This is a genomic window from Amycolatopsis sp. NPDC114505, assembly GCF_055633615.1.
This window is the reverse complement of sequence record NZ_JBVKDV010000005.1, coordinates 100,038-113,901: the sequence shown is the minus strand read 5'-3', so window position 1 is coordinate 113,901 and position 13,864 is coordinate 100,038. Positions and strand designations below refer to the sequence as shown.

The 13,864-nt window shown below is 70.9% G+C and carries 16 protein-coding genes; 5 read left to right on the top strand and 11 right to left on the bottom strand.

Translation table 11 applies throughout. The features are described 5' to 3' along the window. The first annotated feature begins 1 nt into the window (after nucleotide 1). The gene (locus ACZ7OU_RS43375) at nucleotides 2-1,477 is read left to right on the top strand and encodes a chitinase (RefSeq protein ID WP_470245331.1); all 1,476 of its coding nucleotides are present in this window, start codon (nucleotides 2-4) and stop codon (nucleotides 1,475-1,477) included. Here the strand turns inward: ACZ7OU_RS43375 and ACZ7OU_RS43370 are convergent. The 7 genes from ACZ7OU_RS43370 to ACZ7OU_RS43340 all read right to left on the bottom strand — a co-directional run bounded on the left by ACZ7OU_RS43370 (nucleotide 1,407) and on the right by ACZ7OU_RS43340 (nucleotide 6,706). Next, nucleotides 1,407-1,793 (bottom strand): barstar family protein, encoded by a 387-nt coding sequence (locus ACZ7OU_RS43370; protein ID WP_470260158.1) that lies wholly within the window; start codon nucleotides 1,791-1,793, stop codon nucleotides 1,407-1,409. The two genes, ACZ7OU_RS43375 and ACZ7OU_RS43370, sit on opposite strands and share 71 nt — an antisense overlap. Nucleotides 1,794-2,109: 316 nt before the next feature. Next, complete coding sequence (locus tag ACZ7OU_RS43365) at nucleotides 2,110-2,697, bottom strand: ArsR/SmtB family transcription factor (protein WP_470259752.1); 588 nt, start codon at nucleotides 2,695-2,697, stop codon at nucleotides 2,110-2,112. Between the two features lie 49 nt (nucleotides 2,698-2,746). Continuing rightward, nucleotides 2,747-3,160 (bottom strand): hypothetical protein, encoded by a 414-nt coding sequence (locus tag ACZ7OU_RS43360; RefSeq protein WP_470259751.1) that lies wholly within the window; start codon nucleotides 3,158-3,160, stop codon nucleotides 2,747-2,749. Nucleotides 3,161-3,169: 9 nt separating this feature from the next. Beyond that, on the bottom strand, nucleotides 3,170-3,871 hold the full coding sequence (locus tag ACZ7OU_RS43355; RefSeq protein ID WP_470259750.1) for a VOC family protein: 702 nt from the start codon (nucleotides 3,869-3,871) through the stop codon (nucleotides 3,170-3,172). Continuing rightward, nucleotides 3,787-4,557: a 2-keto-4-pentenoate hydratase gene (locus tag ACZ7OU_RS43350; RefSeq protein ID WP_470259749.1), complete on the bottom strand. Its 771-nt coding sequence runs from the start codon at nucleotides 4,555-4,557 to the stop codon at nucleotides 3,787-3,789. The genes ACZ7OU_RS43355 and ACZ7OU_RS43350 overlap by 85 nt, the downstream gene beginning before the upstream one ends. Beyond that, the gene (locus ACZ7OU_RS43345; protein WP_470245338.1) at nucleotides 4,554-5,000 is read right to left on the bottom strand and encodes a nitroreductase family deazaflavin-dependent oxidoreductase; all 447 of its coding nucleotides are present in this window, start codon (nucleotides 4,998-5,000) and stop codon (nucleotides 4,554-4,556) included. The genes ACZ7OU_RS43350 and ACZ7OU_RS43345 overlap by 4 nt, the downstream gene beginning before the upstream one ends. Further along, the gene (locus tag ACZ7OU_RS43340) at nucleotides 5,000-6,706 is read right to left on the bottom strand and encodes an acyl-CoA dehydrogenase (protein WP_470259748.1); all 1,707 of its coding nucleotides are present in this window, start codon (nucleotides 6,704-6,706) and stop codon (nucleotides 5,000-5,002) included. The genes ACZ7OU_RS43345 and ACZ7OU_RS43340 overlap by 1 nt, the downstream gene beginning before the upstream one ends. Nucleotides 6,707-6,940: 234 nt before the next feature. Here ACZ7OU_RS43340 and ACZ7OU_RS43335 point away from each other — a divergent pair, with 234 nt between their 5' ends. Then, the gene (locus ACZ7OU_RS43335; RefSeq protein WP_470259747.1) at nucleotides 6,941-8,485 is read left to right on the top strand and encodes a DEAD/DEAH box helicase; all 1,545 of its coding nucleotides are present in this window, start codon (nucleotides 6,941-6,943) and stop codon (nucleotides 8,483-8,485) included. Nucleotides 8,486-8,577: 92 nt separating this feature from the next. Continuing rightward, on the top strand, nucleotides 8,578-8,934 hold the full coding sequence (locus tag ACZ7OU_RS43330; protein WP_470245341.1) for a hypothetical protein: 357 nt from the start codon (nucleotides 8,578-8,580) through the stop codon (nucleotides 8,932-8,934). On the opposite strand, the gene ACZ7OU_RS43325 is transcribed toward ACZ7OU_RS43330, so the two are convergent. The 4 genes from ACZ7OU_RS43325 to ACZ7OU_RS43310 form a co-directional block, all read right to left on the bottom strand. Next, nucleotides 8,901-9,743, bottom strand: coding sequence for an SMP-30/gluconolactonase/LRE family protein (locus ACZ7OU_RS43325; RefSeq protein WP_470259746.1), 843 nt, complete (start codon nucleotides 9,741-9,743; stop codon nucleotides 8,901-8,903). The two genes, ACZ7OU_RS43330 and ACZ7OU_RS43325, sit on opposite strands and share 34 nt — an antisense overlap. Before the next feature lie 75 nt (nucleotides 9,744-9,818). Next, complete coding sequence (locus ACZ7OU_RS43320) at nucleotides 9,819-10,703, bottom strand: ABC transporter permease (protein WP_470259745.1); 885 nt, start codon at nucleotides 10,701-10,703, stop codon at nucleotides 9,819-9,821. Next, on the bottom strand, nucleotides 10,690-11,481 hold the full coding sequence (locus ACZ7OU_RS43315) for an ABC transporter ATP-binding protein (RefSeq protein WP_470245344.1): 792 nt from the start codon (nucleotides 11,479-11,481) through the stop codon (nucleotides 10,690-10,692). Before ACZ7OU_RS43315 ends, ACZ7OU_RS43320 begins: the two co-directional genes overlap by 14 nt. 19 nt (nucleotides 11,482-11,500) lie before the next feature. Continuing rightward, nucleotides 11,501-12,562, bottom strand: a complete 1,062-nt coding sequence (locus tag ACZ7OU_RS43310; RefSeq protein ID WP_470259744.1) for an ABC transporter substrate-binding protein — start codon at nucleotides 12,560-12,562, stop codon at nucleotides 11,501-11,503. A gap of 183 nt (nucleotides 12,563-12,745) precedes the next feature. Between ACZ7OU_RS43310 and ACZ7OU_RS43305 the strand changes: the two genes are divergently transcribed. Both ACZ7OU_RS43305 and ACZ7OU_RS43300 read left to right on the top strand, forming a co-directional pair. After that, the gene (locus ACZ7OU_RS43305; RefSeq protein ID WP_470259743.1) at nucleotides 12,746-13,162 is read left to right on the top strand and encodes a hypothetical protein; all 417 of its coding nucleotides are present in this window, start codon (nucleotides 12,746-12,748) and stop codon (nucleotides 13,160-13,162) included. A 20-nt stretch (nucleotides 13,163-13,182) separates the two neighbouring features. Next, entirely contained in the window at nucleotides 13,183-13,569 is a 387-nt protein-coding gene (locus ACZ7OU_RS43300) for a hypothetical protein (RefSeq protein WP_470245347.1), read from the top strand. The last annotated feature ends 295 nt before the right edge of the window (nucleotides 13,570-13,864 follow it).

Sequence of the window (13,864 nt, the reverse complement as noted above, 5' to 3'; positions counted from 1 at the left end):
CGTGGTCCCCAAGGTTCGTCTAGCCCTGCTTTCATTACTTTCCGTGGTCGCGCTGAGTCTCGGCGTGACATTCGTCCTCGCCGGCAACGCCTCGGCGGCGAACATCCTGGCCAACCCCGGCTTCGAAGCCGGCACCTCGGGCTGGACGTGCACCTCCCCGCCGACCGCGGTGAGCAGCCCGGTCCACAGCGGGAGCCGCGCCCTGAACGTGACGCCGACGTCGTCGGACAACGCGCAGTGCTCGCAGACGCTCACCGTCTCGGCGAACACGGCGTACAAGCTGTCGGCGTGGGTCCAGGGCAGCTACGTCTACCTGGGCGTTTCCGGCTCGGCGACGTCCAGCACGTGGACGCCGGGCACCAGCGGCTACCAGCAGCTGTCGCTGAGCTTCACGACCGGCTCGAGCACGTCGCTGACGGTGTACCTGCACGGCTGGTACGGCCAGCCGACGTACTACGCCGACGACGTCAGCCTCGACGGCCCGGGCACCCCGCCGCCGACGACGCCGACCACCCCCACCACGCCGACGACCCCGCCCACCACCACGACCCCGCCGACGACGACCACGCCGCCGCCCACCCAGGGTGACCTGCCGAAGCACGTCCTGACCGGCTACTGGCAGAACTTCTACAACGGCGCCAAGGCGCTGAAGCTGGCCGACGTCCCGACGAAGTACAACATCATCGCGGTGTCGTTCGCGGACGCCACGGGCACGCCGGGCGCGGTGAGCTTCACGCTCGACTCGGGCCTGTCGTCGCAGCTCGGCGGCTACACGGACGCGCAGTTCAAGGCCGACATCAAGACTGTCCAGGCGCGCGGCCAGCGGGTCATCATCTCGGTCGGCGGCCAGAACGGCACGATCAGCGTGAGCGACTCTTCGTCGGCGAACAACTTCGCGAACAGCATCAAGTCGCTGATCTCGAACTACGGCTTCGACGGCGTCGACATCGACCTCGAGAACGGCATCAACGCGACGTACATGGGCCAGGCGCTGCGCAGCATCTACAACGGCGGCGGCAAGGTCATCACGATGGCGCCGCAGACGATCGACATGCAGTCCACGCAGGGTGGCTACTTCCAGCTGGCGCTGGGCATCAAGGACATCCTGACGGTCGTCAACATGCAGTACTACAACTCCGGCACGATGCTCGGCTGCAACGGCAGCGTGTACGCCCAGGGCACGGTCGACTTCCTGACGGCGCTGGCCTGCATCCAGCTCCAGGGCGGCCTGCGCGCGGACCAGGTGGGCCTCGGCCTCCCGGCCTCGTCACAGGCGGCGGGCGGTGGGTACCAGGCCCCGGCGAACACGGTGTCGGCGCTGAACTGCCTGGCCCGCGGAACCTCATGCGGCAGCTTCAAGCCGTCGACGACGTACCCGACGATCCGCGGCGCGATGACGTGGTCGATCAACTGGGACGCGTCGAACGGGTACGCGTTCGCCAACACGGTGTCGGCCGGGCTCGCGGGCCTGCCGTGACCGTGCGGTGAAGAAGGCCCTCCCGGAAGCGCGGTCCGGGAGGGCCTTTTCCCGTTCTAGCCGCGCAGCTCGGCCCGCAGCGTTTCGACGTCGGCTTCCGCGGCGAGGAGGACCGTCTGGAACGGGATCCCGGCGTTGCGCGGCCGGCCCAGCGGGTTCGCCCACTCCCGCGCGGCCCGCCCGAGGATTCCGAGGAGGATCCGCCGGCCCAGTTCCAGCCGAAGTAGGCCGGGAAGCGCAGCGCGTCCGAGAACTGGCCGAACAGCTCGTCCTCGCTCCCGGCGGCGGCACCATCGATCCGGGCGACGGCGATCACCCCTTGCGGCGGGACGGCGTCGATTGCCGCGATCCCCTGGTTCCGTGGCAGGACGATCGTTCGCGGCCTCACCCGAACTGCCCGTACCGCTCCGCCAAGGGTGAAGTGAGCCTCGATCGGCGACCTAACCGGAACCCAGCCCGAGAGTGGCGCCGGCTCGCCACCAGCCTCAGGCCCGCTTCGACGAGGAGCCAGCCGAGGCGTTGCCGCCGGGTTTCGGCTTGGCCGGTCACCCTGGCCGCGACCCGTCTCAGCTCGGTCTCTCGCTCGCGGACCAGGTCTTCCGCCATCAGGAAGTGCACCACGTTCGTCCCCCTCAGTCGGACTTCGATGGGTCGGATTCCTCCGGTTGTGCCTGCCAGGGGAACGCCGACCAGTGCGCGATCACGTTGTGGTCGCCCGGTCGCGCGTCCCGGCGGTAGCGGGTGATCACCTCGTCGATCTCGGCGCTCATCGCGGCCGTCTCCTCGGGTGTCAGGGACAACCTCGCGTCGCCGAAAACCGCCTTGTCGTACCACTGCTCCGTCCACCGCGGCAGTTCGCTCAGGAACCGTGACTCCGCCTGGTAGCGCTGCTCGATCACGGACCGCAGGAACATGTCCAACGGACCGGCGAGGTCCGGGTCGTCGATGAAGTCGGCCGCCCGCATCCGGGTTGTCTCCTGGGCGGAGCGCCACCAGCGTTCGCGCTTGTTCCCGCGCTCGGTGTCCTCCACCACCAGACCGGCCTCGGCCAGCAGGCGGAGGTGCCAGCTGGTGGTCCCGGAACTTTCGCCGACCCGCCTCCCGAGCCCGGTCGCGGTGGCGGGGCCGTCCGCCTGCAGCAAGTCGAGCATGCGCATCCGCAGCGGGTGGGCCAGCGCCCGGAGCATCCGCGCGTCGATCGGTCGTGACGACTCGGTCATGACAGCCAAGCTACACCGCAGAGAGTCCTCTGCAAAGGGTCCTCTGCGATTAGCGCATCGCGACCAGGCCCACCACGAACAGCACCACCGGGACCACCGCGGCCGCCGAGCTGATCAGCCAGTTTCCGCCGTGCCAGCCCTCCGGGGACGCGTCGACGACCAGCCTGCGGACCAGCGCCGCCTCCACCACCGCCGCCAGCAGGAACCCGAATCCCACGCTGAAGATCGCCGCCGCGCCCACGAAGAACAAGCCCGACGTCGAAGCCGCTCCCAGCGGGGCCGCCACCTCCCACCGGACCAGACCCGCCGACACCGCGAGCAGCGCCAGCAGCAGCACGAACGCCACCAGGAAGCCGGTCCGGGCGTTCGTCTGGTGCTGGGCCTGCGCGAACCACCAGAATCCCGCGTCGAGCGCCGTCACCACTCCGGCCACCACCAAGAACCCGGCACGGAACGTCAGCACCCGATCACTCTAACGAACCTGACTCATGATCGCGGTCGTGTAGCCGTCCGGGTCGGTGAAGAACGCCATCCACTCCTCCACCCCGGACTCGTGGCGGAAGATCAGGTGCGGTGCCCCCACGAACTCGACACCTCGCGAGCGCAGCGTGTCGTAAGCCGCGTTGATGTCCGGGACGCTGAAGTACAGCACCGACTCCGCTCCGCGTGGCTCGCCCGCCGTCAGGAACAGGCGGGTGCCGTCGCAGTCGAAGAACGCCAAGTCCCCGAACGTGTAGAGATGCGTGAGGCCCAGTACCTCGCCGTAGAACGCCTTCGCGCGGTCGAGGTCCGCCACCGTCCGCGAAACCTGCCCGATCGGTCCCAGCATCGGTGCCTCCTCCGAAACCCGGCCCGTGAGCGCACTGCCCGCCGGGGCGCCGCGCCACGCTCGGAGCTCCGCCCGCCCGGACAGGCCGAGCTTGCGGACCGCGTTGCCGACGTGGAACTTGACCGCGTCCCGGCTGGTGCCGCGCCGCCGGGCGATCTCGCCGTTGGTCAGGCCGTGGCGGACCGCGTCGACCACCCGCCACTCGGCGGGGGTCAGCCGGTCGGGGTGCCGTGGCCTGCCGCGCTCGCCAACGCGACGAACTACTCTACCCCGGCGAACCGCACCTCGACGCCGCCCAGCGGGCCGAAGTCCGCCCCCACGTGGCCGCCCGCGTGGATCGGGCACGGCGGGGTCGCCGTCCCCGTCGTCACGATGTCGCCGGGGCGCAACGCGAGGCCGTGGCGGGGCAGCTCCATCGCCAGCCAGTGCAGAGCCAGCCGCGGGTCGCCCAGCACCAGGCTTCCGCTGCCGCGGGAGAACTCCTCGCCGTCCGCGTGGAGGACCACCGGGCTGCGCGGCAGGTCGAGGTCGCGCCAGCCCGGCACCGCCCGCCCCTCGACGAACCGGCCCGCGCACGCGACGTCGGCGAGCAGCTGCGGCCCGCCCGCGTGCTGGTGGTCGGTGTAGCGGCTGTCCGGCATCTCGAGCGCGAGGAACATCGTGTCGACGGCGTCGAGAACCGCGGTCAGCGACGGCGACAGCCCCGGATCGGCCTTGAGCCGGAACGCGAACTCGGGCTCGGCGACGCCCATGGTCATCGTGTCGGCCGGCACCGGCTCGCCCTCGGCGTGGCGGTAGCGCTCGAACATCACGCCCGGCAGCGGGCCGGGGACGTCGAGGTACTGCCGGGCGTACGCGGTGGTCGCGGCGATCTTCCAGCCGGACACCGGCCCGGCCAGCTCGGCGAGCGCCGCCTGCGCGGCCATGCCCTCGGCGAGGTCGCGCGGGCGGGCGTCGTCGGGAAGGCCGTCGAGGCGCTTCCCGGTCTGCCACGCGTCCCAGATCAGCTCGGCCGCCCGCTCTCGGTTCACCCTCGCGATCTTGCCAACCGGAAGACCGGGTGTCGATCGGCTTCCGCGGCGAAGGCCTCGGCGGGGTCGGTGAGCTTCGCGTCGAAGAACGGCGCCGTCACGGGGATCTTGCGGACGTACGCGCGCAGCACCGGCCCGGCCGCCGCGGCGTCGGCCTCTTCTACGGACCACGTCTCGCGCGTGCGGCCGCGCCGCAGCCGGGCGGTGGCGTCGGCGCGCAGGTTATGCACCCAGCCGACCTGCCCGTACGGCGAGACGAGCCAGCGGTCACCGCCGACCTCGAGGACGTTGACCGGAGTGGTCCGGTCCACTCCGCTCTTGCGTCCTCGCGTGGTCAGCAGGTAGCCGGTGCGCCCGTTGACCGGGATCCCGCGCTCCAGCAACGCCGTCACGACGACGTTCGCGGCCTTGCGCGTCACGCCGAGCTGGTACTTCCTGGCCATCACGGGTGCATAGCGTAGACCCCGGAAAGCTCGCGGACCCTCGTCCAGACGTTCTCGAAGCGCTCGGCGTCCACCACCGGCTTGCGCAGCGCGGCCAGCGCGATCGCCTGCTGGGCCTCGGTGGAACTCGCCTTGCCGTTCAGGTCCACGGCCGCGGCGCTGAAGTCCTGCACCAGCACGGCGAAGATCTGGTCGACGACCTCGGTGTCGAGGCCGGTGATCTCGGCCTGCTCCAGGACCAGCTGGCCGTACACGATCAGCGTGAACAGCTCGGTCAGCGCGAGCCCGAAGTCGAGGTCGGCCTGCTGGGCCTCGTCCGGCGTGGCCTCCGTCAGCAGCTTGACCAGGTACCCGGCCTGCTCGGTGAACAGCGCGACGTTCGGGATGTGCGCGGCGCCGGCGTAGGCGGTCTTCCAGTCGTGGAAACGGACCTTCGACAGGCCGCGCGCCGGGCCCTGGCGGAAGAGGAACTCGTCGTCCGCGGCGTCGGTGCGGGTGCCGACCGGCGCGTACTCCTGCGGCGCGAAGAGGTACGCGGGCATGAACTTCGCGATCAGCGCGAGGTTCACCGCCACCGTGCCTTCGAGCTTGGGCAGGCCGTCGATGTCGTTCTTCGACATCGCGAGGTAGGTGTCCGCCTCGAAGCCCTTGGCCGCCACGACGTCGGCGACCAGGCCGATCACCTTCTGCGCCTCGGTGGTCACCTTCATCTTGGTGATCGGGTTGAAGAGCAGGTAGCGGCGGTCTTCGGCGTGAGCGCTGCGGAAGTAGTCGACGGCGCGGTCGGAGAACAGCTTCATCGCGGTCAGCCGCGCGTACGCCTCGACGAACTCGCGGCGGACGTGCGGGAAGTTCGTGACGGGCTTGCCGTAAAGGACGCGGTTGTGCGCGTGCGTGATGGCTTCGTACAGCGAGTGCGTCGCCATGCCGATGCCGCCGAAGCAGAGGTTGAACTTGCCGATGTTGACGGTGTTCAGCGCGGCGCTGAAGGCTTCGGCGCCGACGTGCAGGATGTCGTCGGCGGTCACCGGGTAGTCCTCGAGCCGGAACTCGGCGACGTACATCTGCGACGGCACCACGTTCTTGACCACGTGATAGTTCGGGTGCTCGGAGTCGGCGTAGAAGAAGACGTACTGGTCCGCGCCCTCGACGCCGTCGATGCGGCCGAAGACCGACACCGTGCGCGCGCAGTTGCCGTTGCCGATGTAGTACTTCGAGCCGGTGGCGCGGTAGCCGTCGCCGTCCTTGGTCAGCACCAGGTCGGACGAGTAGATGTCGGCGCCGTGGTCCTTTTCGGACAGTCCGAAGGCGCCGACGCCGCCGGCGTCCAGCGCCGCCGCCGCGCGCTCACGCGCCGCGGAGTTGCCGCTCTGCCACACCGGACCGAGGCCGAGGATCGTGACCTGCCACGGGTACCAGTAGTTCAGGCCGTAGAAGCCGAGGATTTCCGACAGCGCGGCGACGCGGGCGGTGTCCCAGCGCTTGTCCGGGTTGCCACCGGCGTTCGCGGACGGCGTCAGGAAGGTCGAGAACAGGCCTTCCTTGCCCGCGAACTCGAGGAAGTCCGAGTAGAAGGTGCGGGCGTGGTAGTCCTCGGCCAGCTTCGCCTTGCCGCGCTGCTCGAACCAGTCGATGGTGGCCCGGAGCAACCGGCGCGTTTCCGCGTCGAAGTGGCTCGGGTCGTACTCGTGCGGGTTCAGCAGCATGGACGCTCCTCCTCGATTACCGACCGGTAACTTAGCAAGACCCCTAGGTGCGGGCAATCTCACTGGGGCCACGTCACCCTCATTGGTACACTGATCATGCGGGCCGCTCAGTTCTGCCTCGGCCCGCTGCTGTTGTCGACTACCACGCGCCGCGGCCGTTGACCGGTCTGCGCCGGGCAGGACAACCCTTCTCAGGTAACGGAGACCAGGGCGCCCCTGCGCCCACATGCACTTATGACGACTTTCGCTGAACTCGGCCTGCCCGTCACCCTCGTGGACTCGCTGGCCGCTCAGGGCGTCACCGCGCCCTTCCCCATCCAGGCGGCGACCCTGCCGCACACCCTCGCCGGGCGCGACGTGCTCGGCCGCGGCCGGACCGGCTCCGGCAAGACCTACGGCTTCGTGCTGCCCCTGCTGGCCCGCCTCGCGGCGGGCCCGACGCGGCGCAAGCCCGGCCGTCCGCGCGCGCTCATCCTGGCGCCGACCCGTGAGCTCGCGACGCAGATCGAGGCGTCCATCCTGCCGCTGGCCAAGCCGCTGGGCCTGAAGACGACCACCATCTTCGGCGGCGTCTCGGCCAACCCGCAGATCACCCGGCTGCGTGACGGCATCGACATCGTCGTCGCCTGCCCCGGCCGGCTCGCCGACCACATGCGCTCCGGGCACGTGAAGCTCGACGCCATCGAGATCACCGTCCTCGACGAGGCCGACCACATGGCCGACCTGGGCTTCCTGCCCGAGGTGCGGCGGATCATGGACCAGACGCCCTCGCGCGGGCAGCGGATGCTGTTCTCCGCGACCCTGGACAACGGCGTCGACGTGCTGGTCAAGCGCTTCATGAACGACCCGATCACGCACAGCGTCGACTCGGCGCAGTCGCCGGTGTCGACGATGGAGCACCACGTCCTGCACCTCGAGGAGACCCACCGGCTGCCGGTGCTGGTCGACCTCACCGCCGCGCCGGGCCGCACGCTCGTCTTCACGCGGACGAAGAGCCGCGCGAAGGCGCTGACCCGCAAGCTCGTGGCGTCCGGTGTCCCGGCCGTCGAGCTGCACGGCAACCTCGGCCAGAACGCGCGCACGCGCAACCTCGAAGCGTTCTCGTCCGGCGCCGCGAAGACGCTGGTCGCGACCGACATCGCGGCCCGCGGCATCCACGTCGACGACGTCCGCCTGGTCATCCACGCCGACCCGCCGGTCGAGCACAAGGCGTACCTGCACCGCTCGGGCCGCACGGCGCGCGCGGGCGCGTCGGGCACGGTCGTGACGCTGATGACCGACGCGCAGGTCCGCGACGTGCGCGACCTGACGCGCAAGGCCGGCATCAAGCCGACGACGACCCAGCTCGGCCCGGGTCACCCGCTGCTGGCGGAGCTGGCCCCGGGTGAGCGTTCCTTCACGGCGTCGCCGAAGCGCCCGCCGGTGGACAACCGGCCGAAGAAGGTCACGGCTTCGGGCGCGGCGCCGGGCGGTGGCCGCGGTCGCCGTGGCGCTCCCGCCACGCCCAAGGAGAACCGGGGCGGACAGCGGTCTCGCGCCGCCGGCCAGGAGGCCCGCTCGGCCGCCGCCGAGAAGTCCGGTAGCCGCAGGTCGGGTGCCGCTTCGGGCGGTTCGCGACGCTCCGGTGCCGCCGCCTCGGGTGGTTCGCGACGCTCCGGTGCCCCGGCCGCCTCGGGTGGCGCGGCCCGTTCCGGCGCTTCGGCCGCGGGCAACCGCGGCTCCGGCGGCGCGGCTGCCTTCTCGTCCGGCACTCGCGCGGGCGGCCGCCGCGGCCGCTGAGCCTCACGCACAGAAACCCCGGGCGGTTCCGTCCGGGGTTTCTGTCGTCCCGGCGAGCGGCGCGGCCGCGGATCGCGTGTCATGCTCTCGGCATGGACGACACGGACCTGGTGCAGACCGGAATCGGCCTGCTGGCGTCGGTCTACCGGCTTCGCCTGAACTTGCAGGGCGAAGGCGACGAGCCCGGCTCGAGCGGCTATCCCGAACTGCTCGAAGGTGCCCTCGACTTCACGCTGACCGCGGACTCCGCCGTGCCGCCGGAATACGCCGAAGAGGTCCAGGACGTCGTCAAGCAGGCCGTCGACGAGCTGGCCCGCCGTCAGGAGGCCGTTCTGCGTGGTTTGCTGCTGGGGTTCGTCAAGGTCGTCGAAGCCTATGAAGAAGACCAGCCCGGACCCGACGTCCTGCAGCTGCTTCAGCAGCTTTCGCTCGAGGTCGCGGTGGAGTGAGCGCCGGCGAGGACCGGGTGGGTCAGGATCCGGCCGGTCCGCTCCGCCTCCCCGACTGCTTGCAGCCCGCGCCACTCCTGCGTCACCAGGTAGAGCGTGTCCTCGCTGAGCGCGCACGCGAAACAGCCCTGTTCCAGCGTCAGCAGCTCTAGGACTTCCCCGCCCTCGCGGACCCGGGTGCACGAGCGCCCCGGCACGTCGGACACCCACACCGCGCCCGAGGCGTCGAGGGCGATGCCGTCCGGGACTCCTTTGCCGAGATCCGCCCACACCCGGCGGCCGGTCAGCCCGCCGTCCGGGAGCACCGAAAAGGCCGTCAGCCGGTTCGCGTACGACTCCGCGACGATCAGCGTCCCGCCGTCCGGGGTCAGGGCCATGCCGTTGCCGAAGGCGATGCCGTCCGCCACTTCGCGGACCACGCCCGCCCGGCTGACGTGCCGGATCGACCCCGGGCGGTACTCCTCGCCCGCCATCAGGTCGAACCCGCCGCCGTTGACGTAGCAGCCGCCGTCGCCCGCGACGACGATCTCGTTGAAGCCGCTCCCGCCGAGGTCGGCGTGGGTGGTCAGGCCGTCGGGTGAGAGCCGCAGCAGGAGGCCGTCCGACGAGGACACGATCAGCGGCTGCCCGTCGAGGAAGTCGAAGCACATCGGCATCGTCGGGAAGTCCGCGCGGAACACGACCTCGCGGCGTCCGGCCGGGGTGACCGCGACGATTTCGTGCGCCACCCAGTCGGCGAACCACAGCCGGCCGTCGTGCCAGCGCGGCGACTCGCCGAACGCGATCCCCTCCAACAGCACGTCAACCACAGGAACTCCTTCGCTCGAGTGACGCTTGCGAAGGGTACGTCGAGGCCGGGAGCCCGGCTTCGACATCGGCGAGGGCTAGAGCGACGCGGTCAGCCCGCGGGCCCGCAGCACCGCGCGCTCCAGCGGGCGGAACACCAGCAGCTCGATCCCGACGCCGACCAGCAGGATCAGGAAGATCGCCGCGATCACCGTCTCGATGCTGTTGAGCGACGAGCCCTGGTTGAGGTACGCGCCGAGCCCGACACCCAGCTGCGGCGACAACGCGATCAGCTCCGCCGCCATCAGCGAGCGCCACGAGAACGCCCAGCCCTGCTTGAGCCCGGCGAGGAACCCCGGCAGCGCGGCCGGCAGCAGGATGTGGCGGGCCGAGGAGAGCCGGTTCGCGCCCATCACCTGGCCGACGCGCGGCAGGATCGGCGGGATCTGGTCGATGCCGGACACCAGGCCGTTCGCGATCGACGGCACCGAGCCCAGGAGCACGACGAAGTAGATCGCGCCGTCGTTGATGCCGAACCAGAGGATCGCGGCCGGCACCCAGGCCACCGACGGCAGGCTCTGCAGCCCGCTCAGCAGCGGACCGATCGCCGCGCGCACCACGCGGACCTTCGCCACGACCAGGCCCAGCGGCGTGCCGATGAGCACGCCGGCGATAAAGCCGAGCGCGGCGCGGTGGACCGACGTCCAGACGAACCCGAACACCTCGCCGGTGACGACGCGGCTCCAGAACTCGTCCCACACCGCGAGCGGCGCGGGCAGCTGCGCCTCCGACCAGAACGCCGCGGCCCAGAGGACCTGCCAGACGACGATCAGGAGGACGAGCGCGGCCGCCGGCGGCAGGAAACCCCAGGCGAACCGCTTCCAGAAGCTCGGGCGGCGCTCGCCGACCGGGGCGTCGAGCGAGTCCAGTCCGGCGCCGACCGCGTCGAGGTCGGGCTCCCCGGCTTGGTCAAGCTGCGGCATGGGTGCTGATCACCTCTCGCAGGTGCGCGGTGATCTCTTCGGTGAGCTCCTCGGCGTCGGCCAGCGGCACGTCCGTCCACTCGCGCACGACCTTGCCCGGCCGCGACGACAGCAGCACGACGCGCTGCCCGAGCCGGACGGCCTCGCGCACGTCGTGGGTCACGAACAGCACCGACGTGCCGGTGCTGCGGTAGACGCGCAGCAGCTCGCCCTGCAGGACGTCGCGGGTGATGGCGTCGAGCGCGGCGAACGGCTCGTCCATCAGCAGCAGCGCCTGCTCCGGGTCGCCGCCGACGCGCAGGGTCGCGGCCAGCGCGCGGGCCAGCGCGACCCGCTGGCGCATCCCGCCGGACAGCTCGTGCGGCCGCTTGCCGCCCGCGTCGGTCAGCCGGACCAGGTCCAGCAGCTCGGCGGCCTTTTCGCGGCGCTCGGCACGGCCGAAACCGGCCAGGCGCAGCGGCAGCTCGACGTTGCGGGCCGCGGTCAGCCACGGCATCAGCGCGGCCTCCTGGAACATGACCGCGGGCCGCGACGTGTTCAGCGTGATCTCCCCCGCCGACGGCGCGTCGAGCCCCGCGACCAGGTTCAGCAGCGTGCTCTTGCCGCAGCCGGACGCGCCGAGCAGGCAGACGAACTCGCCGGGCGCGACCGTGAGGTCGACGCCGTCGAGCGCGACGACCGCCCGCCCGGCCGGGCCGAACGTCTTGCGGACGCCGTCGAGCCGGACCGCGGTCGCGCCGGTGAAGCTGCTCCGGCCGGTCGGGAGGGTCGTGGTCATCGCTGGCTGCCTCTCGAGATCACTTGGCGAGTTCGGGAGCGTTCACGGCGGGCTGGTTCGTCTCCTTGAGGACCTCGTTCAGCGGACCGAAGTCGGCGAAGCCCTTCAACGCTACCGCCGACTTGACCACACCCGCCGTGACCGAGTCCTGCGCGAGCTGCGGGAACTCGGCCGGGATCGGGTCGGTGGTCAGCTCGATGCCGGAGAACGCGCGGTCGATGACGCCCTGGCTCAGGCTGCTGCCGGCCAGCTCCTTGAGGGCGCCGTTCACGACGGTCTTCGCGTCCGCCGGGTTGGCCTTCGCCCAGTCGATCGCGGCCAGCTGGCCCTTCAGGACGGCCTTGACGGTGTCCGGGTGCTGCTGCAGGAACTCGCTGCGCACGATGACGACGGTGGTCGGGAAGCGGCCGCCCGGCCACAGGGTCTTCTCGTCGACCAGGACCTTCGCGCCGGCGTCGAGCACCAGCCGCGAGGACCACGGCTCGGGCAGCCAGCCGCCGTCGAGCTCGCCCTTCTTGAAGGCGTCGAGCGTCTTGGAGTTGTCCAGGTTGGTGATCTTGACCTGGCCGGTCAGCTGCTTGCCGGCCAGGAACTTCTTGAGCGCGACGTCCTGGGTGTTGGCCAGCTGCGGCGTGGCGATCGTCTTGCCCTTGAGCTGGTCGACGCTGGTGATGTCCGGCTTGACGACCAGCTGCGCACCGCCCGAGACGGCGCCCGAGATCAGCTGGATGGTGCCCTTGGACTTGGTGAAGGCGTTGATCGCCGGGCCGGAGCCGATGAAGGCGATGTCGAGGGAGTTGCCCAGCAGCGCGTTGACCTCTTCGGGGCCCGCGTTGAACGTCTGGGTGGTGAGCTTGGTCGAGCCCAGCTCCTTCTTGAAGAAGTCCTTTTTGACGCCGATCAGCGCGGGCGCGTGCGTGACGTTCGGGAAGAACCCGAGCCGCACCTCGCCGGCGCTGCCCTCGTTCGCGGCCGGGGTGGCGGTGTTTTCCGCGGCGCGGGAACAGCCCGCGAGCACGCCCACAGCGGTCAGGGCGGCCAGCGCCGAGGCCAGGAAGCGGGTTCTGTGGTGGGTGCGCACGTCGGCATCGCCTTTCGGGGTCGGTATCGGGGCGAGGTTCGCACGGTCACCCACTAGGGCGCATAGCCATCCGCATCTCGGGAAATCCGGTGAGATTTCTTGACATCGGCGACCAGGTGCGCTTATGGCAACCGTCCGGGCCGCTCGCGCGTGGTGCTCTCGACGACTTCTCGAGGGGGACGCATGAAGACGGTCGCGGAGATCCGGCTGGTCACCTTGGTGACGCTCGCGACGTGGGCGAGCCTCACGCTCGGTCCGATCGGCGCCGACTGGCTGACCGCGCTCGGCGTGGGCGAATGGACGGCCGTGGTGCTGGTGGTGGCCCTCATCCTGACCGCCCCGGCCGGCGGGTTCCTGTACTGGCGGTTGACGGGGAAGCGGCCGGCCCTCCGGGAGCTCCCGCTGCTCGGCTCGGCCGCCCCGGTCACCGTTCTCGGGCTGTTCGGCCTGGTCACCGGGTCGGCGTCCCGGGGTCACACGTTCGTGCTCGTCTTCATGGCGGTCCCACTGGTGATCTTCCTGCTGGTCGCGGCCGCGCGGTGGCGAACCGTCCGGCGCACCGAGGCAACCTCCGACGTCACCCGAACGTGGTACGAGTGACGACGAACTCGGGAGGGAACATGACGAGCCGACGGGGCCAGGGAGCCACCGGCGTCCGCGTGGCGCTGGTCGTGCTGTTCATCGGAATGGGCCAGGCGACGTTCGAGTGGTTCAAGTCGCTCGGGATGGACGCGGTGACGAGCCTGGTGGTCTGGGCGATCCCGGTCATCACCGGAGCGGCGGTGACGCTGGTGCTGTGGCTGGCCTCCGACCGGGCGTTCGCACTGCGGAACTGGCTGCCGGTGGCGGTGAGCATCCCGGTGTACCTGGGTGGGGCGTTCGGCCTGGTCACGGGCGAGGCGACCATGGTGGCTTCGATCGTCACGGGCGTCGGGCTCGGGATCGCGGTGGTGTCGGTGGCCGGGCTTCTCCGGTCTCGGCGGGACCACGCGGAGGCTCGGCACTAGTTGTCCACAGCCCGGGCCTGATGTGGACAGACCAGGGCCTGGGCTGCGGTTTTTCGGCTTTTCGCCGGGGTGCGGCGATACGCTGGAACAGGGGTGGCCCCCAGGGTGGCGGGCCCTGCTTGGGGGCGTTCTGGGGCTCGGGCCTGGAGGCTCGGCCTGGAGGCTCGGGCTGGGGGCTCGGTCACGCGGCTCGACCCGGAGGCTCGGTCACGCGGCTCGACCCGGAGGCTCGGTCACGCGGCTCGACCCGGAGGCTCGGTCACGCGGCTCGACCCGGAGGCTCGGTCACGCGGCT

Bases quoted from the DNA above. Each gene is read 5' to 3' on its own strand.
- ACZ7OU_RS43330 (WP_470245341.1), top strand. From the start codon at position 8,578: ATGGACGACACGGACCTGGTGCAGACCGGAATCGGCCTGCTGGCGTCG.
- ACZ7OU_RS43365 (WP_470259752.1), bottom strand. From the start codon at position 2,697: ATGACCGAGTCGTCACGACCGATCGACGCGCGGATGCTCCGGGCGCTG.
- ACZ7OU_RS43305 (WP_470259743.1), top strand. From the start codon at position 12,746: ATGAAGACGGTCGCGGAGATCCGGCTGGTCACCTTGGTGACGCTCGCG.
- ACZ7OU_RS43345 (WP_470245338.1), bottom strand. From the start codon at position 5,000: ATGGCCAGGAAGTACCAGCTCGGCGTGACGCGCAAGGCCGCGAACGTC.
- ACZ7OU_RS43315 (WP_470245344.1), bottom strand. From the start codon at position 11,481: ATGACCACGACCCTCCCGACCGGCCGGAGCAGCTTCACCGGCGCGACC.
- ACZ7OU_RS43300 (WP_470245347.1), top strand. From the start codon at position 13,183: ATGACGAGCCGACGGGGCCAGGGAGCCACCGGCGTCCGCGTGGCGCTG.
- ACZ7OU_RS43340 (WP_470259748.1), bottom strand. From the start codon at position 6,706: ATGCTGCTGAACCCGCACGAGTACGACCCGAGCCACTTCGACGCGGAA.
- ACZ7OU_RS43320 (WP_470259745.1), bottom strand. From the start codon at position 10,703: ATGCCGCAGCTTGACCAAGCCGGGGAGCCCGACCTCGACGCGGTCGGC.
- ACZ7OU_RS43335 (WP_470259747.1), top strand. From the start codon at position 6,941: ATGACGACTTTCGCTGAACTCGGCCTGCCCGTCACCCTCGTGGACTCG.